The 21,156-nt window shown below is 74.0% G+C and carries 16 protein-coding genes and 1 pseudogene; 7 read left to right on the plus strand and 10 right to left on the minus strand.

Annotated features, from left to right (window positions below):
• Nucleotides 1–528: 528 nt before the first annotated feature.
• The 8 genes and pseudogenes from ABZY13_RS20490 to ABZY13_RS20525 all read right to left on the minus strand — a co-directional run.
• The gene (locus tag ABZY13_RS20490; RefSeq protein WP_356632671.1) at nucleotides 529–3,420 is read right to left on the minus strand and encodes a glycoside hydrolase family 2 TIM barrel-domain containing protein; all 2,892 of its coding nucleotides are present in this window, start codon (nucleotides 3,418–3,420) and stop codon (nucleotides 529–531) included.
• 12 nt (nucleotides 3,421–3,432) lie between these two features.
• A complete protein-coding gene (locus ABZY13_RS20495) occupies nucleotides 3,433–4,392 on the minus strand; it encodes an ABC transporter permease subunit (RefSeq protein ID WP_356632673.1) in 960 nt (319 codons plus the stop codon).
• Nucleotides 4,389–5,378, minus strand: a complete 990-nt coding sequence (locus ABZY13_RS20500) for a sugar ABC transporter permease (RefSeq protein ID WP_356632675.1) — start codon at nucleotides 5,376–5,378, stop codon at nucleotides 4,389–4,391. The genes ABZY13_RS20495 and ABZY13_RS20500 overlap by 4 nt, the downstream gene beginning before the upstream one ends.
• A gap of 17 nt (nucleotides 5,379–5,395) precedes the next feature.
• The gene (locus ABZY13_RS20505) at nucleotides 5,396–6,607 is read right to left on the minus strand and encodes a sugar ABC transporter substrate-binding protein (protein ID WP_356632699.1); all 1,212 of its coding nucleotides are present in this window, start codon (nucleotides 6,605–6,607) and stop codon (nucleotides 5,396–5,398) included.
• Between the two features lie 296 nt (nucleotides 6,608–6,903).
• Entirely contained in the window at nucleotides 6,904–8,124 is a 1,221-nt protein-coding gene (locus ABZY13_RS20510; protein WP_356632677.1) for an ROK family transcriptional regulator, read from the minus strand.
• A gap of 165 nt (nucleotides 8,125–8,289) precedes the next feature.
• A complete protein-coding gene (locus ABZY13_RS20515; protein ID WP_356632679.1) occupies nucleotides 8,290–9,549 on the minus strand; it encodes an FAD-binding protein in 1,260 nt (419 codons plus the stop codon).
• 107 nt (nucleotides 9,550–9,656) lie between these two features.
• The gene (locus ABZY13_RS20520; protein ID WP_356632703.1) at nucleotides 9,657–9,962 is read right to left on the minus strand and encodes a hypothetical protein; all 306 of its coding nucleotides are present in this window, start codon (nucleotides 9,960–9,962) and stop codon (nucleotides 9,657–9,659) included.
• 79 nt (nucleotides 9,963–10,041) lie between these two features.
• A pseudogene (locus tag ABZY13_RS20525) lies at nucleotides 10,042–10,188 on the minus strand (helix-turn-helix domain-containing protein); the annotation flags it as partial.
• Between the two features lie 124 nt (nucleotides 10,189–10,312).
• Here ABZY13_RS20525 and ABZY13_RS20530 point away from each other — a divergent pair.
• The 5 genes from ABZY13_RS20530 to ABZY13_RS20550 all read left to right on the plus strand — a co-directional run bounded on the left by ABZY13_RS20530 (nucleotide 10,313) and on the right by ABZY13_RS20550 (nucleotide 16,738).
• Entirely contained in the window at nucleotides 10,313–11,632 is a 1,320-nt protein-coding gene (locus ABZY13_RS20530) for a radical SAM protein (RefSeq protein ID WP_356632681.1), read from the plus strand.
• Between the two features lie 250 nt (nucleotides 11,633–11,882).
• A complete protein-coding gene (locus ABZY13_RS20535) occupies nucleotides 11,883–13,334 on the plus strand; it encodes a cellulose-binding domain-containing protein (RefSeq protein WP_356632683.1) in 1,452 nt (483 codons plus the stop codon).
• 312 nt (nucleotides 13,335–13,646) lie between these two features.
• Entirely contained in the window at nucleotides 13,647–14,747 is a 1,101-nt protein-coding gene (rsgA, locus tag ABZY13_RS20540; protein WP_356632685.1) for a ribosome small subunit-dependent GTPase A, read from the plus strand.
• A 99-nt stretch (nucleotides 14,748–14,846) separates the two neighbouring features.
• On the plus strand, nucleotides 14,847–16,241 hold the full coding sequence (locus ABZY13_RS20545; RefSeq protein ID WP_356632701.1) for an AlkA N-terminal domain-containing protein: 1,395 nt from the start codon (nucleotides 14,847–14,849) through the stop codon (nucleotides 16,239–16,241).
• Nucleotides 16,238–16,738: a methylated-DNA--[protein]-cysteine S-methyltransferase gene (locus ABZY13_RS20550; protein ID WP_356632687.1), complete on the plus strand. Its 501-nt coding sequence runs from the start codon at nucleotides 16,238–16,240 to the stop codon at nucleotides 16,736–16,738. The genes ABZY13_RS20545 and ABZY13_RS20550 overlap by 4 nt, the downstream gene beginning before the upstream one ends.
• 2 nt (nucleotides 16,739–16,740) lie before the next feature.
• On the opposite strand, the gene ABZY13_RS20555 is transcribed toward ABZY13_RS20550, so the two are convergent.
• Nucleotides 16,741–17,223, minus strand: a complete 483-nt coding sequence (locus ABZY13_RS20555; RefSeq protein WP_356632689.1) for a DUF456 domain-containing protein — start codon at nucleotides 17,221–17,223, stop codon at nucleotides 16,741–16,743.
• A gap of 132 nt (nucleotides 17,224–17,355) precedes the next feature.
• Between ABZY13_RS20555 and ABZY13_RS20560 the strand changes: the two genes are divergently transcribed.
• Entirely contained in the window at nucleotides 17,356–18,597 is a 1,242-nt protein-coding gene (locus ABZY13_RS20560; protein WP_356632691.1) for a protein phosphatase 2C domain-containing protein, read from the plus strand.
• Nucleotides 18,598–18,604: 7 nt separating this feature from the next.
• Here ABZY13_RS20560 and ABZY13_RS20565 read toward each other — a convergent pair whose 3' ends face one another.
• A complete protein-coding gene (locus ABZY13_RS20565) occupies nucleotides 18,605–20,149 on the minus strand; it encodes a helix-turn-helix domain-containing protein (RefSeq protein ID WP_356632693.1) in 1,545 nt (514 codons plus the stop codon).
• Nucleotides 20,150–20,387: 238 nt separating this feature from the next.
• Between ABZY13_RS20565 and ABZY13_RS20570 the strand changes: the two genes are divergently transcribed.
• Nucleotides 20,388–21,017, plus strand: coding sequence for a hypothetical protein (locus tag ABZY13_RS20570; RefSeq protein ID WP_356632695.1), 630 nt, complete (start codon nucleotides 20,388–20,390; stop codon nucleotides 21,015–21,017).
• Nucleotides 21,018–21,156: the final 139 nt, after the last annotated feature.

The raw sequence follows: 21,156 nt of genomic DNA on the forward strand, positions 1-21,156 counted from the left end.
TGGCCAGGTGGTCGATCCACACGTTCCGGTCGGTGGGGATGTGAAGCGTCTGCTGGGGCAGGGCGGACGGTGCCGTGTGCTCGACAGAACGGATTTCGGGCATGGCGAATCTCCTCGTGCTGTGGGGTTGGGTTCCCGGCGTGCGCCGCCTGGGGGTACGGCCGTCACGGACCGCATGCAATGGAGATCCCCCTCGTCACTGACAGCGACACGCGCCTTCGCCGGAAAGAGGGACATAAGTGGTATGAGCGTCAGCGTGGCGGCCTTGACGGGCGGTGTGCGCCCTGCCGGCGAGCGGCCAGAAGGCGCGCAGCGCCTCGTGCTCCGGGGCCCCTTCACGCCCCTGACCGGCCCGGCCCGCGAAAGGCTCGGGGCCGGCCGGTGGAGCGAGTTCGTGACGGGGCAGGCCGTGCTGCCGGAGGCGTGGGCACGGATCACGGCGCCCCGGTGAGGCCGGGGCGCCGTGCGCGGGTTGGCCGTGAGGCCGGGGCGCCCGCGGGGGCGGTCGCCCGCGTACCGGGTCGGGTGTCAGGCGTCCGCGGGCGAGAACACGAAGGCGAACTCCGTCGGCTCGGCGCGCAGTCGGTACCGGGGCAGCACGCCCGGCCCGCAGGACTGGGAGCCGATGCCCATCAGGCCGTGGTCGAGGTTGACCCACACCGTGTCGCCGGGGGCCAGGTCCGTGCGGTGGGTCGCCGCGTCCAGTTCCTCCGTGGTCCAGCGGCGGGCCGTGAGCCAGAACTCCGGGTCGCCCTGGACGCGCAGGCCGCCCAGCTCCGCCCACCGCACGTCGGGGCGGGCGCCGTTCTCCTGCGGGCGCACGTACGGGGTCTGCAGGGCGTCCACCGTGGACGTCCAACGGCCCAGCCGCGTCGCCGACTTGGTGTCCGGGTAGCCCTCGCCCGGACCCCCGCCGAACCACGTCACCGCGTCCGCCGCGTCGAGCCCGAAGCGCACGCCCAGCCGCGGCAGGGGCAGCCTCCACTCGCCCTCCGGGGTCACCGACACCGCCAGCCTCAGCCGTTCGCCGTCCGACGTCCAGCGGTACGTCGTCCGCAGCCCCGCCTCCGTCCCGGCCGGCGCCACCCGCGTCCGCACGGTCAGCGCGCCCTCGTCCGTCTCCACGGCGTCCAGCCGGTGCCGCATCCGGTGCAGGCCCAGTTTGCGCCAGAGCAGCCCGTAGCGTGCGTCCGGCTGCCAGGGGGCGCCGTCGTCGTTGTCGGTCGTCGCCCGCCACACGTCCAGGCGCAGCCCCGTGACGGGCACACCGGCGAGGGTGCGCGGGGCGCCGGTGCGGGCGTCGAAGGACGATCCCGGGCCCAGATGGATCAGGCCGCCGACGCGGGCCGGGCGGGCGGTCGCCGCCACGGTGACCGGTCGCCGGGCCGTCGCCGGACGCCGGTCCGTGGCCGGGAGCTGCGCCCACGCCACCTCGTGGCCCCGCTCCGCCCACAGCGCGTCCTGCGCCAGCACCGCCCGCACCAGCCACTGCCGCTCCCCGTCGCCCCCCGGCGACGGCGCCGGCGGCAGTTTCACCTCCGCCGACTCGCCGGGGCCCAGCAGCGGCACCGACAGCGGTCCCGAGTCCACCGTCTCGCCGTCCACCTGGAACGACCACTCGAACGACAGCGCCGACAGGTCGGCGAAGTCGTACGCGTTGCGCACCCGCACCGTGCCCGTCGCACCGTCGCCCTCCATGCGGACGGGCTCGATCACCTTCTTGTACTCGACCAGGCCGGGGGAGGGAGCACGGTCCGGGAACACCAGGCCGTCGCAGACGAAGTTGCCGTCGTGCAACTCCTCGCCGAAGTCGCCGCCGTACGCGAATTCCAGCTCCGGGTGGCGGACGCCGTGGTCGATCCACTCCCAGACGAAGCCGCCCTGGAGCCGGTCGTACGACTCGAACAGGCGCTGGTAGTCGGCCAGGCCGCCGGGGCCGTTGCCCATCGCGTGGGCGTACTCGCAGAGGATCAGGGGCAGTTCGCGGCGTCCCCGCGGTCCGCCGTCCAGTCCGCGGGCGATGCGCTCGACCTCCTCGTGGAAGGGGTACATCCGCGAGTACATGTCGGTGTCACGGCAGGTGGCGTCGCCCTCGTAGTGGATCGGGCGGGAGGAGTCGCGGGCCCGGATCCACTGGGCCATCGCCGTCAGGCCCCGGCCCGTCCCGGCCTCGTTGCCCAGCGACCAGATGATCACCGACGGATGGTTCTTGTCCCGCTCCACCATCCGCGCCGCGCGGTCCAGCAGCGCCGGCGTCCAGGCGTCGTCGTCGACCGGGTTGTCCCGCCAGCCCTGCTCGGTGAAGCCGTGGGTCTCCAGATCGCACTCGTCGATCACCCACAGGCCGTACTCGTCGCACAGATCCAGGAACGCCGGATGCGGGGGATAGTGCGACGTCCGCACGGCGTTGACGTTGTGCCGCTTCATCAGCAGCACGTCCGTCCGCATCGTCTCCAGGTCCAGGGCGCGCCCCCGCTCGGGGTGCCACTCGTGCCGGTTGACGCCCTTGAACAGCAGCGGCCTGCCGTTGACCTTGATCAGGCCGTCCTCCAGGGCGACCGTCCGGAAGCCGATCCGCAGCGGCACCCGCTCGCCGCCGGTGTCCAGTACGGCGTCGTACAGCCTCGGCGTCTCCGCCGTCCACGGCCGCACCGGGACCGTCACCGCCTCCCCGGTCGCCACGTCGACGCCCAGCTCGGGCACCGTGACCCGGCCGGCCGCCTCGGAGTCGACGCGCAGCGTGCCCTCGCCGGTCAGGTGGTCGTACGACGCGTGCACGAAGAAGTCGCCCGCGCAGTCCGCCGGGCGGTGCAGCAGGGTGACGTCCCGGAAGATGCCCGGCAGCCACCACTGGTCCTGGTCCTCCAGGTACGAGCCCGCCGACCACTGGTGGACCCGGACCGCGAGGACGTTCCCGGCCGGCCTCAGCAACCGCCCGACGGCGAACTCGTGCGGCAGCCGCGAGCCCGTGAACCCGCCCAGCTCCGTGCCGTTCAGCCAGACCCGCGCGCAGGACTCCACGCCGTCGAACCGCAGCACCGCGTCGCCGCCGGACGCCGGCCAGTCGGGCGGCAGGTCGAAGACGCGCAGGTGGTCGCCGGTGGGGTTCTCGGTCGGGACGCGCGGCGGGTCGACGGGGAAGGGGTAGAGGTGGTTGGTGTAGACGGGCCCGCCGAACGCCCCGTCGCCCTGGAGGACCCAGTGGCCGGGCACGGTCACCCGCGCCCAGTCCGCGGCGTCGTACCCCTCCTGGGCGAACGACTCGTCCTCGGCGTCGGCCGTCGGCGACAGCCGGAAGAGCCAGTCGCCGTTCAGGGACAGGGAGGCGGCGTCCGAGGACGCGTACCGGGCGCGGGGCGGCAGGACCCCGCGGCCCGGGGACACGTCCTCGACGTAGTGGCCCGTGGTGCGCAAAGACATCGGTCTCCTTGTTCAGCCCTTGATGCCGGTCTGTGCGACGCCCTGCACCAGCCAGCGCTGGAGGAACAGGAACACGAGGACCAGGGGCAGGATCGAGATGGCGGTGGCCATGAAGATCAGATGGAAGTTCACGGTCTGGTTGGTCATGTACGAGGACAGCGCCACCTGCACCGTCCAGAACTCCTCGTCCTGGCCGATGACCAGCGGCCACAGGAAGGCGTTCCAGCCGCTGATGAAGGTGATGGTGGCCATGGCGGCGAAGAAGTTCAGCGAGTTCGGCACGACGATGCGCCAGTACGCGCCCCAGTAGCCGAGTCCGTCCATCCGCGCCGCCTCCTCCAGTTCCTTGGGAAACCCCAGGAAGTACTGCCGGAAGAGGAAGCAGGTGAAACCGCTGAACAGCCCCGGTATGACCAGTCCGCGCAGGCTCGACACCCACCCGAGTGACGACACCAGCACGAAACTGGGCACGAAGGTGACCGCCGTCGGCACCATCAGCGTCACCAGAACGGCGTAGAAGATCCTGTCGGCGTGCCGGTAGGGAATCCTCGCCAGCCCGTAGCCGGCCAGCGAGCAGACCAGCAGCGTGCCGGCCGTGTGCAGCACGCCGACGACCGCGCTGTTCCACAGCGAGCGGGCGAACGGGACCGTCGGGTCGTCGAACAGCTCGCCGATGTTGCCCCACTGGACGTCGGTGGGGAACAGCTTCCAGTTCTCCCCGGTGATCTCGGCGTCCGTGGACAGGGCGTTGCGGACGATCAGGTAGAAGGGAACGAGGAAGAGGAGGGCGGCGACGCAGGTGGCGGCGTAGAGGCCGGTGGAGGCGAGGACGCCGCCGCCGCGCCGGATCCGCCGCGGGGCACCGGCGGAGGGCTTGGCGGTCGGTCCGGCGGTCGGTCCGGTGACGGGCCCGGGTGCTGGTCCGGCGGTCGGTCCCGTGCTCGGTCCCGTGCTTGGTCCGGTGGCGGTCATCTGGTCTCCTCCGCGCGGCCGAAGCCCATGATCCGGCCCTGGAGCAGGGTGACCACGCAGATCAGCAGGGTCAGGATCATCGCGCCCGCGCTGCCGGCGCCGTAGTCCTGGTTCTCGCCCAGAGCCGTGTAGTACAGCTCGACCAGCGGCGGCCGGCCCCACGTCGTCTTGGCGAGCAGGTTGAAGAACTCGTCGAAGGCCTGGTACGCCGCGACGAGCAGCAGCAGGATCACGGCGGTGGACGTGGCCCGCAGCTGGGGCAGGGTGACGTACCAGAACGTCTGCCGGCCGGGCTTCGCCCCGTCGATCGCGGCGGCCTCGTACAGCTCCGGCGGGATGTTCTGCAGGGCGGCGAGGAACAGGATCATGTAGAAGCCTGCCTGGAGCCAGAGCCGTACGGTGACGATGACCAGCCAGTACCAGGGCGGGCTGGGGTCGGCCAGCCAGGCGATGTTCTCGACGCCGAACCAGCTCAGGACGGTGTTGGCGAGGCCGAAGCGGACGCCGCTGAAGATGGACATCTTCCAGATCAGCGAGGCGGCGACGAAGCTGACCGCGGTCGGCAGGAAGAACACCGAGCGGAAGAAGGCCCGCAGGAAGCGCAGCCGGTGCACCATCAGCGCCAGGCCGAGGGAGAGGGCCCAGGTGACCGGCACGACGATGGCCGCGAAGACGGTGAACGTGACGAGCGACTCGGTGAACCTGTCGTTCGTCAGCATGTGGCGGTAGTTGTCGAGGCCGGCGAAGTCGCTGGGGGTGACCGTGTAGCGGGCCTCGAAGAACGAGAGGTAGGCGCTCCAGCCGATCGGGACGTAGACGAAGATCACCAGGCCCAGGAGGAACGGACCGGTGAAGAGCCAGAAACTGAGGGTGCGGCCGCGGACGGCGGTGCCGGTGGGATAGGCGCGCCGGGTGGTCTCAGGGGTCCTGGGGGACTTGGGGGACTTGGCGTTCGCGGAGGTCTCCGCGGTCTCGGAGGTCGACATGGCGTCCGTCCGCCGGCCTATCCGAACAGCTTCTTCAGCTCGCGGTTCACCGTCGTGTCGGCCTTGTCCAGCGCCGCCTCCGGGTCACCGCCCTTGCGCACCGTGTCGGCGACCACGCCCTCCAGGGCGACGATCATCGCCTGGGTCCAGGCGGGGTTGTCGAAGTGGCCGAACTCGTTGAACAGCCGTACGCCCTCGGCGGCCAGGCCCGACTTCAGCTTCTCGGCGGACTCGGCGAGCGAGGTCCGCGGCGGGATGTGGAAGCCGTACGACAGCGCCCAGTCCTCCTGGTACTCCTTCTGGTCGATCCACAGCCACTTCACGTACTCCTTCGCCTCGTCGACGTGCTCGGACTTGGCGTTGACGAACATCGACCAGCCGCCGTTGGTCACGGACGGCCGGCCGCCCTGCGCCGCCGTCGGGAACGGGATGATGCCGACGTCGTCCCCGAGCGCCTTCTGGATCACCGGCATCGCCCACATGCCGCACCACTGGATCGCCGTCAGGCCCTGGGTGAGCGCCGACGGGTCCCACCAGTCGGCCGGCGCGTCCAGCAGCAGATGGCCGTCCGCGAACATCGACCGCAGCTTCCCGAGGCCCTCGGCCACGGCGTCCGTGTGGTACGCGATCCGGTTGCCCTCGTCGAGGGTGTCGGCGCCCGTCGACCAGATCAGCGGATTCATCACGGGGGTGACGGAGTTGCCGAGGAAGACGCCCTTGACCTTGTCGGTGGTGAGCTTCGCCGCCGCCTCGACCAACTCGTCCAGCGTCGCGGGCGGTTCGATGCCCGCCTCCTCCAGCATCGACCTGCGGTAGTAGAAGAACTGCGGGTCGTCGATCATGCGGACGCCCCAGATCTTGCCGTCGATGGTGTGCGAGGCGATGTCGGCCTGGTTGAAGTCGTCCTTCACCGGCTCGACCAGGTCGGTGAGGTCGGCGACCTGACCGCTTCTGACGAGCTGGATCTGCGGGTGGAACTCGAAGACGTCCGGCGCGTTGTCGGTGAGCAGCGCGGAGAACAGTTTGCTCTCGAAGTTCGCGCCGGTGATCCATTGGGTGCCGACGTTCGCCCGGTCGTAGGCCTTGGCGTACCGCTTGATGGCCTGCTCGGTGCCCGCCTCGCCGTACGCGTGGAAGTACTGCACGAGGTTCGTGCCCGAACCCGACCCGCCGCCGCGCCCGTTGTTGCCGCCGCACGCCGACAGCCCGCCGGCCGCGGCCAATCCCATCGCGGCGCGGAGCACGGAGCGGCGGTTCCAGGCGGCGGGGTTCCCGGTGCTGGGGTTCCCCGTGCCGCGATTCCCGGTCAGGGGGTTCCAAGGGCTGCTGTTCCAGGTGCTGTTGCGGTGTGCCGACATCTGACGTCCTTGTCTGTCGTACGGCTACGGCCCGAACTCGCAGTGCGGTGCGGGACGTTAACCTTCGAATAAGGCTTCGGCAAGGGGTCGGACGAAGTCTGTTGCAAGCGGACCGTCACGTACGGCGCACCGGACGTGACGAACCCGTGCCCGGCGAGCGGCCGGTGCTACGCCCGAGCCGCGCGCCGTGCCGTCCGCCGGCCGCCCGACTGCAGCGCCCCCTCCAGGGCGAACGTCGCCGCGCCCAGCGACACGGGGTCGGTGGGGATGGGGGAGAGCACGATCTCGGTGGCCGCCAGCGGGCGGTGCAGCGCGCGCCGGGCGACGGCCTCGCGCACCTCGGCGAGCAGCGGCTCGCCCAGCGTGGCCGCCACCCAGCTGCTGAGCACGACCACCTCCGGGTTGAACAGGTTGACCAGGTCGGCGATCCCGGCGCCCAGGTAACGGGCGGTGCTCCTGACGACGTCGACGGCCACCGGATCGCCCGCGGCGACCGCGCGGGCCAGCGCGTCGATGGTGGCGGTCTGGTCCTCGGGGTGCAACAGGGCGCTCCCCGGGCTCAGTTCGCGCAGGTTGAGCATGATGCCGGGCGCGCCGACGTACGTCTCCACGCAGCCGTGGTTGCCGCAGTGGCACAGCCGCCCGTCCAGCACCAGGGTGGTGTGGCCCCACTCGCCGGCGCTGTTGCTGACGCCCCGGTGCACCCCTCCGCCGAGCACGAGTCCGGCGCCCACGCCGGTGCCGAGGTTGACCACGACGGCGTCCCCGCGCCCACGCGCCGCCCCGAACCACAACTCGGCGACGGCGCAGGCTCGCAGGGGGTTGTCGAGATACAGCGGGTAGGCGATGTGCTCGGCGAGCAGGTCGAGCAGGGGCACGTCGTGCCAGTCCCAGTTGGGCGCGTACGCGGAGACGCCGCTGTCGCGGTCCACCTGGCCCGGCACGCTCACCCCGACGCCCAGCACCCGCGTGCCCTCCACCCCCGCCTGCGCCACCACCGAGCCGACGGCGGCGGCGACATGGCCGACCACCTGCTCGGGGCGGCTCTCTCCGGGGCGCATGTCCTCGTCGGCGCGGGCGAGGACGTTCAGCGCGAGGTCGAACAGCTCGACATGGACGTACGTCTCCGCGATGTCGACGCCGATCAGCGCGCCCCCCGGCGCGTTCACGGCGACGAGTCCGCGCGGCCGGCCGCCCGCCGAGTCCTCGAAGCCGACCTCGGTGATCATGCCCAGTTCGAGCAGCTCACCGACGAGCGTGGCCACCGTGGCGAGGCTCAGCCCGGTCGCCGCGGCCAGCTCCTGCCGGGAGGTGGGCGACGCGGCGATGATCTGGCGCAGCACCTCGTAGCGGTTCGCGGTGCGGATGTCGCGTGAGGTGCGCTTCACCGGGTCCCCATCCCTTCGGTCCGGCCGGTGCGGGAGCGGGGTCCGGCACCGGCGCGGCGCAAGGCTATGGTCTGCGGCGGCTTTCGACAAGGGCTTAGGAAAGGGGGTGGAGAAAGGGGGGCCGGGTGCTGGGGGCGGGTGTACGGGGTCGGCGTCCCGGCCGTCTCAGTCGTCCAGGACCGCCCGCACGAAGTCGTTGGCGAACGTGCCGCGCGGGTCCAGTTCGCGGGCCAGCGCCCGGAAGTCGGCCCAGCGCGGATACCGCTCCCGCAGCACAGCCCCCGGCACGGTGAACACCTTGCCCCAGTGCGGGCGCGCGTCGAACGCGTCCAGCGCCGCCTCCACCCGGCGCACCGCGGGCAGAACCGCCGCGGTGTCCGCGATCCAGGTGAAGTGGACGGCCACGCTGTCCCGGCCGTGACTCGGGCTCAGCCACTGGGCGTCGCCCGCGATGGTGCGCACCTCGCAGGTCTGCAGCACGGGCGCCACCTGCGCGCGGATCGCGTCGAGCGCGTGCAGCGCGTCCAGGGCGTGCTCGCGGGGCATCAGGTACTCGGACTGCAGCTCCTCGCCGCTGCTCGGGGTGAACTCCGCCCGGAAGTGCGGCAGCCGCTCGTGCCAGGGACCCGGCAGGCCGGACTGCTCCGTGCAGTTGACGGCGGGCATGCCCGGCACCGGGTGCTGCGGCGTCGTCGCGGGCGCCGCCCAGGGGAAGCCGGTCTCCGGCTGGTCGGTGCGGCGTTTGACCCACACCTGCCGGAAGCCCGGCTCACGCCAGTCGGTGAACAGGCTGACGCTGTACGCCGCCGCCATCACCGTCTCGAAGTCGAGGCCCTCCAGGGGGAGTTCGGTGTAGACGCGCTGCTCGACGTCGAAGGCGGGCAGCAGGTCGAGGGTGAGCGCGGTGACGACGCCGAGCGCGCCCAGGGAGGTGACCGCGCCGCCGAACCGCCCGTCGCCGCGGGCGATCGTCACGGTCGTGCCGTCGGCGGTCACCAGCTCGACCTCGCGCACGGCGTCGGACAGCGGGCCGTTGCCGACGCCCGAGCCGTGCGTGCCGGTGGCCACCGAGCCGGCGACCGAGATGTGCGGGAGGGAGGCCATGTTGGGCAGCGCGAACCCGTGCGCGTGGACCCGGCGGGCCAGCTCGGCGTACCGCACCCCGGCGGACACCCGGACCGTACGGGCCCGCGCGTCGACGTCGACGACGGGCGGCAGGGCGTCGAGCGCGACCAGCACGCCGCCGGGGCCGGGCTCGGCTATCTCGTTGAACGAGTGCCCGCTGCCCAGGACCCGCACCCGGTCGCTCCCCGCGACGAGCGCCCGCAGCGCGTCGGCCGTGCGCGGACGGTGCAGCTCCTTGGCGGTGTACGTGATGTTGCCCGCCCAGTTGCGCACGGGGCCGGCCTCGGCGGTCTCGGTCATGCGGTCGCCCTTTCGGAAGGAAATGAGGTGGATGGCCGGGCTCAGCTAATCACCGCGGTGAGGGCGCGGGCGGCCGAGATGACGCAGATCACGTCCGGGGCGGGCGATCAGGAGCGGTCGGCGGGCGGCAGGCCCGCCACGACCAGGCCGACCAGGCGGCGCGGCCGTCGGCGCAGGACGTCCGGGGCGCCCTCCGAGCGGCCGGTGCCGGCGGTCGAGGCGAGCAGGGCGACGGCCGTCTCCCGCGGGTCGGGCGCCGCGGACTCCTCGGCCAGCAGCCGGGCGAGGACGTCGACCAGCCGGTCGTCCGCGCGGCCGGTCCCCGCCGGGGCGTCCGCGACCGGCTCCTGCCGGTGGCGCGCCTGCGCGCCCCAGCCCTCGCCGCCGCCCGCGTCGAGCTCGACCCGCGGCACCCCGTGGACCCGGTCGGCGAGGTCCCCCTCCGCCTCGCGGGCGCGCCGGGGCGGCCGTGTGCTCCGTGACCGCGGCGAACACGTCCTGCTTGTTGCGGAAGTACTGGTAGAGCGCGGGCCGGGACACCCCGGCGGCCCGTGCGACCAGGTCCATCGAGGTGTGCCGGAAGCCGTGCCGCCCGAAGACCTCGACGGCCGCCGCCACGATGTCGTCCCGCCTGCCCATCTGACGACCCTGACGACATGTGTCAGGATCGTCGACGGGTGTCAGGGGTGACCCGGCTGCACGCCCGTGGAGGCGCGGGGCATACCGTGAGGAGTCGAACGCCGGACCAGGGAGGAGAACACGGATGGGCAGCCGCACCGCGCTCGTCGAGGATCTGATGGAGCGCTTCCCGCACGTTCCCCGGGAGGCCGTCTTCAAGGAGGACCTCCTTCGCGGGGGCGTGGCCTTCGATCCCTCCGCGCTGAGCGACAACGAGGGCGGCGAGGTCAAGCCGAAGTCGTACTTCATCTTCTCCTTCGACCACGGCACCCTCCCGGAGCTGGGCGAGGCCGCGCTGCGCCGCCCGCCCGAGGAGATCATCCTCACGGGCGGCCCCTACGACCTGCGCCGCACGGTCGTCTCCGTGCGCGTGAACCCGTCCTCCCCGTACCGCGTCGCCGCCGACGAGGACGGCATGCTCGGCCTCTACCTCGACGGCCGGCGGATCTCCGACGTCGGCGTGCCCCCGATGCCGGAGTACTACCGGCACACGCTCTCCAACGGGAAGTCGGTCATGGAGGTGGCCCCCACCATCCAGTGGGGCTACCTGATCTACCTCACCGTCTTCCGGGTGTGCCAGTACTTCGGCGCCAAGGAGGAGTGCCAGTACTGCGACATCAACCACAACTGGCGCCAGCACAAGGCCGCCGGACGCCCCTACACCGGCGTCAAGGACGTCGAGGAGGTCCTGGAGGCGCTGGAGATCATCGACCGGTACGACACCCAGAGGACGTCCACCGCCTACACGCTCACCGGCGGCGCGATCACCAAGACCGTCGCCGGGCGCGACGAGGCCGACTTCTACGGCCACTACGCCAAGGCCATCGAGGAGCGCTTCCCCGGCCGCTGGATCGGCAAGGTCGTCGCGCAGGCGCTGCCCAGGGACGACGTCCAGCGGTTCAAGGACTACGGCGTGCAGATCTACCACCCCAACTACGAGGTGTGGGACCGCCGTCTGTTCGAGCTGTACTGCCCCGGCAAGGAGCGCTACGTCGGCCGCGACGAGTGGCACCGGCGCATCCTTGACTCGGCGGAGGTCTTCGGCCCGCGCAACGTCATCCCCAACTTCGTCGCCGGCGTGGAGATGGCCGAGCCCTTCGGCTTCACCACCGTCGACGAGGCCATCGCGTCGACCACCGAGGGCCTGCGCTTCTTCATGTCGCACGGCATCACGCCCCGGTTCACCACCTGGTGCCCCGAGCCCACCACCCCGCTGGGCAAGGCCAACCCGCAGGGCGCGCCGCTGGAGTACCACATCCGCCTGCTGGAGGCCTACCGCGCCACCATGGACGACTTCGGCCTCACCTCCCCGCCCGGCTACGGCCCGCCCGGCCCCGGCCGCGCGGTGTTCTCGGTCAGCTCCTTCATGGACAGCCTGTCGGCGGAGGAGCCGGTGGAGGTCTGAAGCGCCGGGGCGCCGGCCGAGGGGCCGGCGGACGGCGCGGCCCCCGGGACGCCCGCGGAGGTCCGATCCCTCGGGAATGAAACGCGGATTCGGGGGCACCCGTCGGACGAGCGGTGGGTTCGAAAACGTCGCTTGTCAGTCGTGGCGAGCCCGTGAAAGGCTCGTGCACCACTCCGAGGTCGCCTCAACTCCCATGGCCTTATGGTGAGTTGACCTCGCAGGTGACCTCGCATGTGGATGCAGGAGACCGATGCCCGACCTGCCGACGCCCCGGGACGCGACCGAGGCCGCGCTGTTCACCGAGTGCTGGGACACGGTGCTCTCGTACGCCGACCTGTGCACGTCCGGGTCCGCCGCGGCGACCCGGCTCGCCCGGGAGGCGTTCGCGCACGGGATGCGGCAACTGCGCGCCGCCGACGCCGCCGCACCGCGCGGCGCGGGCCGGCGTGCCGCCCGGCTGCCCCGGATCCCCCTGCTGCTGACGGCCGTCCGCACCACGGCGGCCGACTGGGAGGACCGGGGCGAGGGCCACCGGCTCGACCCGGAGCTGCGGCTGTGGCTGGGCTCCGAGCAGGCCGCCCGCTTCACCGGCCCTCCGTCGCGTCGCCCGCTCGCGCTGCGCGCCCTGCGCGACATGCAGGCCGCCGACGCGGAACTGCTGTGGCTGACCGAGGTGGAGGCCCTGCCGCTGCCCGTCGCGGCCCGCCGCCTCGGCCTCGCCCCCGAGGTCGCCGCGGACGAACTGGCCGACGTGCGCGGCCTGTTCCGGGACCGGTGCCTGCGCAATCACCTCGACACCCCGATGGACCCCGAGTGCGGCAGATATGCCCGGCTGCTCGACGCGGTCACCCGCTCCCCGGTCACCGAGACCCCCGACGACCTCTCCCGGCACCTCGCCCAGTGCCTGAGCTGCGGGGAGACGGCGGCCTGCCTGCGGCTGCACGGCGGCGGCCTGCCCGGCGCGCTCGCCACCGGCGTCGTCGGCTGGGGCGGCCTCGCCTACCTTGAACGCCGCCGCCGGGCGGCCGACGTCCGCCTCGGCGCCGGCCGCCCCGACCAGGACGACGGCAGCCCCCTCCAGGGCGGCACCGGCCGCACACGGGTGCTGCGCAACGGTCTCCTGGTCGCCGCCGTCCTGGTCTCCGTGCTGGCCCTCGCCGTCACCCTGGTGCCGTCCGGCGACCCCGCGGACGAGGCGGCGCCTCCCGGCGACACCGCCGACCGCCAGCCGGTGGCCGACCCGTGGTCGTCGCCGGCCGAGGAGAGCACCCCCGCCCGGCCCTCGCCGTCCGGTGCACGGCCGGGGACGCCCGCCCCCGCACCCCAGGGCGCCCGCCCCACCACACCCGGGCCGACGCCGACACCGACCCCCACGCCCACCCCGGCGGCGTCCTGCCGGGCCGACTACCGCCTGGTCGGCCAGTGGCCCGACGGCTTCCAGGCCACCGTGAAGATCACCACCGACCGCGCCCTGGACGACTGGCGCGTCGGCTGGACCTTCCGCGACGGCCAGCACGTCAACCAGATGTGGGACGCGACCTTCACCCAGACCGGCGCCGACGTCACGGCCCGCGCCGCCGACTACAACAAGGCGGTTCCCGAGGGCGGCGCCCTGTCCCTCGGCTTCCTCGCCTCCTGGAAGGGCGCCAACTCCCCGGCGTACGACTTCACGCTGAACGGGCGGGTGTGCGCGACGTCGTGAACGTCCGCCCATGAGGGCCCGCCGCAAGGGCCGACCCGTGCACGCCCGCTCCTGAATATTCGGTGGCGCCCCGCGCGGGCGCCGCTCTAGGCTGGGCACCGACTTCGCGTGAGGCCCTCGCGTCTCCCGTGAGGCCCTCACGTTTCGAGCGAGAACAGATCCGAGTGAAGAACAGGAGGTGTCGACCGATGGCTGTCACTGCGCCGGGCGCTGCCCGCATCCAGGAACTCCTCACGTCCACCTCCGTGGCCGCCGGCTGACCTTCCTCGACTTCCTTCACGCCGGGGCCGCCCCTTCCGAAGGGTCACCCTGTTGTCCTCGTGGTCTTCCACCACCGTTTCCTCCGTCCTCGCCCCCTACGGCTGGGACGACGCCTGGGCGGCCGAGTTCGCCCCGTACGCCTCCGACGGGCTGCTGCCCGGGCGGGTCCTGCGCGTCGACCGGGGGCAGTGCGACGTCGTCACCGCCGGCGGAGTGCTGCGCGCCGACACCGCGTTCGTCACCCCGCACGACCCCCTGCGGGTCGTGTGCACCGGCGACTGGGTCGCCGTCGAACCCGGCGGCAACCCGCGCTACGTGCGCGCGTACCTCCCGCGCCGCACCGCCTTCGTGCGCTCCACCTCCTCCCAGCGGTCAGAGGGCCAGATCCTCGCCGCCAACGTCGACCACGCCGTCGTCGCCGTGTCCCTCGCCGTCGAGCTCGACCTCGGCCGCATCGAGCGCTTCCTCGCCCTGGCCTGGGAGTCCGGGGCGCAGCCCGTGGTCGTGCTGACCAAGGCCGACCTGGTGCCGGACCCGGCGACGCTCGCGCACCTCGTCCAGGACGTCGAGACCAGCGCGCCCGGCGTGCCCGTGCTCACGGTCAGCGCCCGGGACGGGGACGGGCTCGACGTCCTCGCCGCCGTCGTCGGGCACGGCACCTCCGTGCTGCTCGGGCAGTCCGGCGCAGGCAAGTCCACGCTCGCGAACGCCCTGCTCGGCGAGGACGTGATGGACGTCCGGGCCACCCGTGACGTGGACGGCAAGGGGCGGCACACCACCACCACCCGCAATCTGCTGCTCCTGCCCGGCGGCGGCGTGCTCATCGACACGCCGGGCCTGCGCGGCGTGGGGCTGTGGGACGCCGGAACCGGCGTCGGGCAGGTCTTCGCCGAGATCGAGGAGCTGGCCGCGGAGTGCCGGTTCCACGACTGCGCCCACGAGTCCGAGCCGGGCTGCGCGGTGCGGGCCGCCATCGAAGCGGGCGAGCTTCCGGTGCGGCGGCTGGAGAGCTACCGCAAGCTGTTGCGGGAGAACCAGCGCATCGTCGCCAAGACGGACGCCCGGCTGCGCGCCGAGATCCGCAAGGACTGGAAGCGCAAGGGCGCCGAGGGCCGTGCGGCCATGGAGGCCAAGCGCAACGGCTGGAGGTGACGGCCCGCAGGGCGTGGCCGGGGAGCCCTCAACGCCATGTCCGATTTCCGCCAGCCGCGTGCCCCGCCGTGGCGGAGACTGGAACGCGTGAGGGAACGTCTGCGGGACGAGGACAGCAGGTACGAGGCCGTGCGCAGCAGGGACGGCCGCTTCGACGGCGTGTTCTTCTTCGCCGTCGTCACGACCGGCGTCTACTGCCGTCCCAGCTGCCCCGCCGTGACGCCCAGGCGGCACAACGTGCGGTTCTTCGCGACGGCCGCCGCCGCGCAGGCCTCGGGTTTCCGGGCCTGCCGGCGGTGCCGTCCGGACGCCGTGCCCGGCTCGGCCGAGTGGAACGTCCGCGCCGACGTCGTCGGCCGCGCCATGCGGCTGATCGCCGACGGCGTGATCGACCGGGAGGGCGTCGCCGGCCTCGCCGCGCGGCTCGGGTACAGCGCACGGCAGGTGCAGCGGCAGCTCACCGCCGAAGTCGGCGCCGGCCCCGTGGCACTGGCCCGCACCCAGCGGGCGCACACCGCGCGCGTGCTGCTGCGCACCACCGACCTGCCCGTCACGCAGATCGCGTTCGCCTCCGGCTTCGCCAGCGTCCGGCAGTTCAACGACACCGTCCGCGCGGTGTACGGCCTGACGCCCACCGCCCTGCGCGCCGCCGCCCCGGGAGGCCGGAGCCGGCGCGTGGACTGCCGGGGCGCCGGGATACCGCTCAGGCTCGCCCACCGCGGCCCCTACCACGCCGCGTCCGTCTTCGACCTGCTCCAGCGCGAGGCCGTCCCCGGCGTCGAGGAGGTGCGCGGCCCGGCCGGCGCGCGCACCTACCGCCGTACCCTGCGCCTCCCGTACGGCACCGGAGTCGTCGCCGTCGGCGAACGCTCCCGCGCCTCCGGCTCCGCCACCCGGCGCGGTGGCCGGCTCGAAGCCCGCCTGCACCTGACCGACCCGCGCGACCTCACCACCGCCGTGCAGCGGCTGCGCCGGCTGTTCGACCTGGACGCCGATCCGTACGCCGTCGACGAGCGGCTCGGCGCCGATCCGCGGCTCGCCCCGCTGGTCGCGGCCCGGCCAGGGCTGCGCTCGCCGGGCACGACGGACCCGGAGGAGCTGGCGGTACGGGCGGTGGCGGGGCGCGCGGAGGCGGAGCGGCTGGTACGGCGGTACGGCAAGGTCCTCGACGCGCCCAGCGGCGCCCTCACCCACCTCTTCCCCGAGCCCGCCGTCCTCGCCGAGGCCGAGCCCGCCGGACCCCTGGGCGCGCTCACCGCCGCCCTCGCCGACGGCGTCGTACGGCTGGACCCGGGCGCCGACCGGGACGCGGCGCACGACGCGCTGCTCGCCCTGCCCGGCCTCGGCCCCGCCACCGTCGGCGTCATCCGCACCCGTGCCCTCGGCGACCCCGACGTCGCGCCGCCCGGCACGCACGCCCCCGACAGCTGGCGCCCCTGGCGCTCCTACGCCCTGCTGCACCTGAAGCACGCACGACCTCTGGAGCACGCATGACCTACTGGACGAGCCTCGACAGCCCTCTCGGCGCGCTGCTCCTCACCGCCGACGCCGACGGCGCGCTGACCTCCGTCTCCGTCCCCGGCCAGAAGGCAGGCCGCGGCGCGCTCGACGACCGGCGGCACGACCCCGCGCCCTTCCGCGCGGCCCGGGAACAGCTCGCCGCCTACTTCGCCGGCGAGTTGAAGGAGTTCCACCTGCCGCTGCGCGCCCACGGCACCGCCTTCCGCGAGCGGGTCTGGGAGGCGCTGGACACGCTGCCGTACGGGGCGACGACGACGTACGGCGAGATCGCCGCACGGGTCGGCGCGCCCCGGGCCGCCGTGCGCGCGGTCGGCGGGGCGATCGGCGCGAACCCGCTGCTGATCGTCCGCCCCTGCCACCGGGTCATCGGCGCGAACGGCTCCCTCACCGGCTACGCGGGCGGCCTGGACCGCAAGGTGCGGCTGCTGACGCTGGAGGGCGTCCTGAACGGCACGAAGGGGGGTATGTGAGGTCAGCCCCACAGCACCGCCCCGGCCCACGCCCCCGTGATCAGCAGGCAGGTGAACAGCTCCACCAGCATGCTCGACCCGCCCGAGCGCATCACCGAGCGCAGCGCCGCCCGTGCCTCTCCGTGCCGGCCCAGGCGCCGTCGCTCGGAGAGGTAGACGCCCGCCATGAAGCCGGGGATCGCGCCGACGACCGGCAGCAGGAAGAAGCCGACGAGGGCGCCCGCGCCGGCGTACGCCGTCATCCGCGGCGGCGCCCCGCCCGCCCGCAGCCTCCGCGGCGGCAGCGCCCAGCGCACCGCCTCCGACAGCAGCAGCACGACGGTGGCGCCCACCAGCACGAACCACGCCACCGGCCGGGGGTCCTCCAGCGCCCACCACAGGACCGCGGCCCACACCAGCCACGCCCCGGGCACCCCCGGCACCAGCACTCCGCACAGGCCGAGCAGGATGACCAGACCGACCAGCAGGAGCTCCCACACTCCCATCAGTCCAGCCTGCCGGACCCGGGCCCGGCCCGCAGTCCGGCCCGCTCGCATGACCGTTCGGTGGGTGGCGGCGGGCGCGGATTTTCCGGATGCCCCGTTTTCATCCGCCCCGAGCGGTGGACAATTGGCGGCATGAGCCAGCCTGGGGGAAGGCCCACCGGTCGCGCCGACGACTGGTGGGGGCAGCTGTACGACGACTCCACCGACGACACGGGTCCCGCGCGCACGCCCGACTCGCTGGACGACCGGTTCGCGTCCGCGTCCACGGCGGTGAGCGGCGGCGGGACGGCGGACGTCCCCGGACCGCGCACCCCGCCGGCGGACCCGTCGCCGCCCCTCACCCCGCGTGGCCCGACCGCCTCGACGACCGGCGCCCCCGCCGTCGACCCCCCGCCCCCGCCCCGCCCCGGCCCCCTCCACCACGTCGGCTCCGGACCGCCCACCTACGAACCGGAACCCACCGCCTTGCCCGCGGCAGACCCCGACGACCTCGGCGACCTGGTCCCCGACACCGTGCTGGACGGCGCCCGCTACGGCGCCTGCGTTCTGCGCGCGGCCTCCGTGCGCGGGGACTCCGCCCGCTACCGCGGCGAGCCGCGCCGCGACGCGCTGCTCACCGCCCGGTTCGGCGCCGGCGACGATGCGCTGGTGCTGGTGGCGATGGCGACCGGCGCGCGGACCACGCCCGGCGCGCACCGGGCGGCGGTCGAGCTGTGCCGCTGGATCGGCCGCGCCGTCGGCCGCAGCCACGCCCGGCTCACCGAGGACATACGGGCCGGCCGGCGCGGCGACCTCAAGTCCGGGCTGCACCGGCTCACCGACCGAAGCCTCGGCAGGCTGCGCGCGAGCGCCGCCGAACAGGGCCTCGACCCCGACGGGCACTCCGCCACCCTGCGCTGCCTCCTGCTCCCCGCCGACCCCGGCTGCCGCACCCGTGTCTTCTTCGGCGTCGGCGCGGGCGGTCTCTTCCGGCTGCGCGGCGGCGCCTGGCAGGACATCGAGCCGCAGGTCACCGACGCCACCGGCGAAGCCGTCGTCGGCCACGGCCCGCCGTCCACCGCCACACCCGAGGGCGACCGGCTCACCCGGGAGCTGGGCATCCCGGCCCCGCCGAGCCCGTACGAACCGGCGCCGGCCCCGTCCCGCGAGCCGTTCCGCTTCCGCGCCTCGGTCGCCCGCCCCGGCGACACGCTGCTGATGTGCACCGGCGGCCTCGCCGACCCCCTGCGCGGCGAGCCGGGCCTGTCCGCCCACCTCACCGAGCGCTGGTCGGCCCCGCAGCCGCCGGGACTCGCCGCGTTCCTCGCCGACACCCAGGTACGGGTGAAGGGCTACTCCGACGACCGCACGGCGGCGGCCGTCTGGGAGGCGTGAGCCGGCCTCACTCGACGTACGTCCCCCACGCCCGGGCCTCGGTGTCGTAGCCGTGGCGCGGCAGGCCCTTGATCGCGCTGGTACGGAACGGGCGGCCCGCGTCATCGATGAGCAGGGTGCCGGTGCGGCCCGCGGAGGACCAGTCGAGCTCCAGGTACCAGGCGCAACCGCAGTTCTCCGTACGGGCGTTGACCATCAGCACCTCCGGGTCCTCGGCCGAGACCCGGTACGGCAGCCGCACCGCCGGGATCGGGTCGCCCTCGTTGCTGCCGGCCACCGAGTGCGCGATCGGGCGGTCGGCGTCCAGATTCACGGCGAAGTGGCGGGGCGTGATCGAGCCGCCGCAACCGCTGCTCATCGCATAGGAGTTGCCCGGCACCGGATCCGTGCGGCCCACCACGCGCACGCGCAGCGCCTCCAGGACGACCGCCGTGGACGACCGGCCCTGAAGGGTGATCCGCACGTTCGTCTCCCGTCCGTGCACCGCCGCCTGCGTCGCCGCCCAGGTCCTGGCGTCCTGCGGGACCGGCGGCGGGGGGACCTGCGCCGGGGGTTTGGCGATGACGTAGTCGTGTGCGCAACCCGCCGTCCACACGTGGGAGTCGGCGGTCCAGGTGAGGGGCGCGCGGGCGGGTGCCGTCGCGCGGGCCGGGGCGGAGGGGGAGGCCGGGGAGGCGGGTCGAGCGGTGGAGGACCGGTCGCCCTTCCTCCCGGGGGAGGGGCGGGGGCCGGTGCGGTCGGGGGAGGGGGAAGCGGAGAGCGGAGGGGACGAGGTGGGGGAAGGGGGAGCGGTGTCCGCGCCGGTTGGCGGTAAGGGCAGTGCGCTCGTGCCGGATCGGGGGGTGGCCGGGTCCGCCTGCGTGGTGGGGGTGCGGTCCGACGTGAGGGCGGAGAGGCTGCCCAGGGTCAGGAGCAGGACGCTCGACGCCGCCGCCGTGACGGTGAGGCGGCGTCGTCGGTACCAGGGCCGGGGGCCGGGGCGAGGTTCGGGGTCCGGGGCCGACTCCGGGGCCGGCTCCCCGCCGGCCGGGACCGACTTCCTTGCTGGGACCGACTTCCCGGCAAGGGCCGACTTCGCGGCCGGTTCAGGGTCCTCGGCCAGGTCCTCGTCCCCGGCCAGGTCCTGGTCCCCGGCCAGGTCCTGGTCCCCGGCCAGGTCCTGGTCCCCGGCCGTCCCCGGCGTACGGTCCGTCTCCGGTGTCCGGTCCGTCTCCGGCGTACGGTCCGTCTCCACGTCCCCGGCCGGGGCGGCCGTCTCCGGGTGCCCCGCCGCGGGCGGCTGCGGCGACCTGCCCCGTCGGCGCGCCTCCACCGCGCGGAGCCAGTGCCGGTGCAGTTCCAGGCGTTCCTGCGCGGTCGCCCCGCACAGCGCGGCGAAGCGCTCCACGGGGGCGAAGTCCTGGGGGACCGCGTCGCCCGCGCAGTAGCGGTGCAGCGTGGAGGTGTTCATGCCCAGACGGCGGGCCAGCTGACCGTAGCTGCGGTCCGTGCGCCCCTTCAGCTCCCGCAGCAGCCGGGCGAACCCGGCGACCTCGTCGTCCCGTTCCGGCACCGTACCCCCGCCTTCCGCGCGCTCGTCCGGGCGTCCCGGCCCACAACGGCATCCCAGGCACCCATGTACCTGCACGTCAGAAGGGCTGGGATGGTTCCACCCCGGCCAACCCGGCGGCGGCTGTTGCGCCCGGCCGCCGCCCGCGCCGATGCTCTTGGCAGCCGCTTCCGGTGCCGCCGTGACCATCCGGCACCGTACGGCACCGCACCCACGCACGCACTCGGCAACGGGGAGATCCATGCCCATCCGCAACCGCGCCGGCCTCAGCGCCGCGCTCACCGCCGTCACGGCGCTCGCCGCCACGGCCTCCGTCACCGTGCTCGCCACCGCGGGCACCGCCGCAGCGGCGGACCGCTCGCCCCGGTTCCTCTCGGCCGCCGACCTGCCCCCGCACCCCTCCTCCGCGTGGACCGCGGGCAAGGTCACCGACGGCGTCCCGGACGAGCTGCGGCTGTGCCTGGACGACGTGTTCCCGGGCTACGACTCCCGCTACCGCCCCTTCCACACCGACCTCGACACCACCGCCCGCCAGCTGACCATCGTCACCGGCAGCACGGCCAAGGCGAAGGCGCTCGCCGCCCGGATGAACCAGGAGATCCGGACCTGCGCCACGCGCGTCGAGCAGGCGCACCCCGACGTCGAGGCCACCCACCGCGGCTACGGCGCGCTGCCCGTCGAGGAGGGCGCCCGCGTCCACGGGCTGCACACCGAGACGTCCTGGGGCGCCAACGACGTCCGCCTGCTCTCGGTGGGCCGGGACGGGCGGACCGTCACCGTCGTCGAGTGGTCCCAGATCGGCGACCTCGACGACGCCCCGGTCCGCGCCTTCAAGCGGACCACCACCACCGCGGTCGCCAAGCTCTACTGAGCCGGGTACCGGGCGACTGCCCGAGCGGGGGGGGGGGGGGGGGGCCCCCCGGGGGGGGGGGGGGCCCCCCGGCCCCCCCCCCCGCGGGGGCCGGCGCCGCACCCCCCCCCCCGCCCCCGCCCCCCCGGGGGGCGGGGCC

It is taken from the genome of Streptomyces sp. NPDC006610 (genome assembly GCF_040611575.1).
GTDB lineage: Bacteria > Actinomycetota > Actinomycetes > Streptomycetales > Streptomycetaceae > Streptomyces.

Bases quoted from the DNA above. Each gene is read 5' to 3' on its own strand.
- ABZY13_RS20490 (WP_356632671.1), bottom strand. From the start codon at position 3,420: ATGTCTTTGCGCACCACGGGCCACTACGTCGAGGACGTGTCCCCGGGC.
- ABZY13_RS20495 (WP_356632673.1), bottom strand. From the start codon at position 4,392: ATGACCGCCACCGGACCAAGCACGGGACCGAGCACGGGACCGACCGCC.
- ABZY13_RS20500 (WP_356632675.1), bottom strand. From the start codon at position 5,378: ATGTCGACCTCCGAGACCGCGGAGACCTCCGCGAACGCCAAGTCCCCC.
- ABZY13_RS20505 (WP_356632699.1), bottom strand. From the start codon at position 6,607: ATGGGATTGGCCGCGGCCGGCGGGCTGTCGGCGTGCGGCGGCAACAAC.
- ABZY13_RS20515 (WP_356632679.1), bottom strand. From the start codon at position 9,549: ATGACCGAGACCGCCGAGGCCGGCCCCGTGCGCAACTGGGCGGGCAAC.
- ABZY13_RS20530 (WP_356632681.1), top strand. From the start codon at position 10,313: ATGGGCAGCCGCACCGCGCTCGTCGAGGATCTGATGGAGCGCTTCCCG.
- ABZY13_RS20535 (WP_356632683.1), top strand. From the start codon at position 11,883: ATGCCCGACCTGCCGACGCCCCGGGACGCGACCGAGGCCGCGCTGTTC.
- ABZY13_RS20550 (WP_356632687.1), top strand. From the start codon at position 16,238: ATGACCTACTGGACGAGCCTCGACAGCCCTCTCGGCGCGCTGCTCCTC.
- ABZY13_RS20555 (WP_356632689.1), bottom strand. From the start codon at position 17,223: ATGGGAGTGTGGGAGCTCCTGCTGGTCGGTCTGGTCATCCTGCTCGGC.
- ABZY13_RS20560 (WP_356632691.1), top strand. From the start codon at position 17,356: ATGAGCCAGCCTGGGGGAAGGCCCACCGGTCGCGCCGACGACTGGTGG.
- ABZY13_RS20570 (WP_356632695.1), top strand. From the start codon at position 20,388: ATGCCCATCCGCAACCGCGCCGGCCTCAGCGCCGCGCTCACCGCCGTC.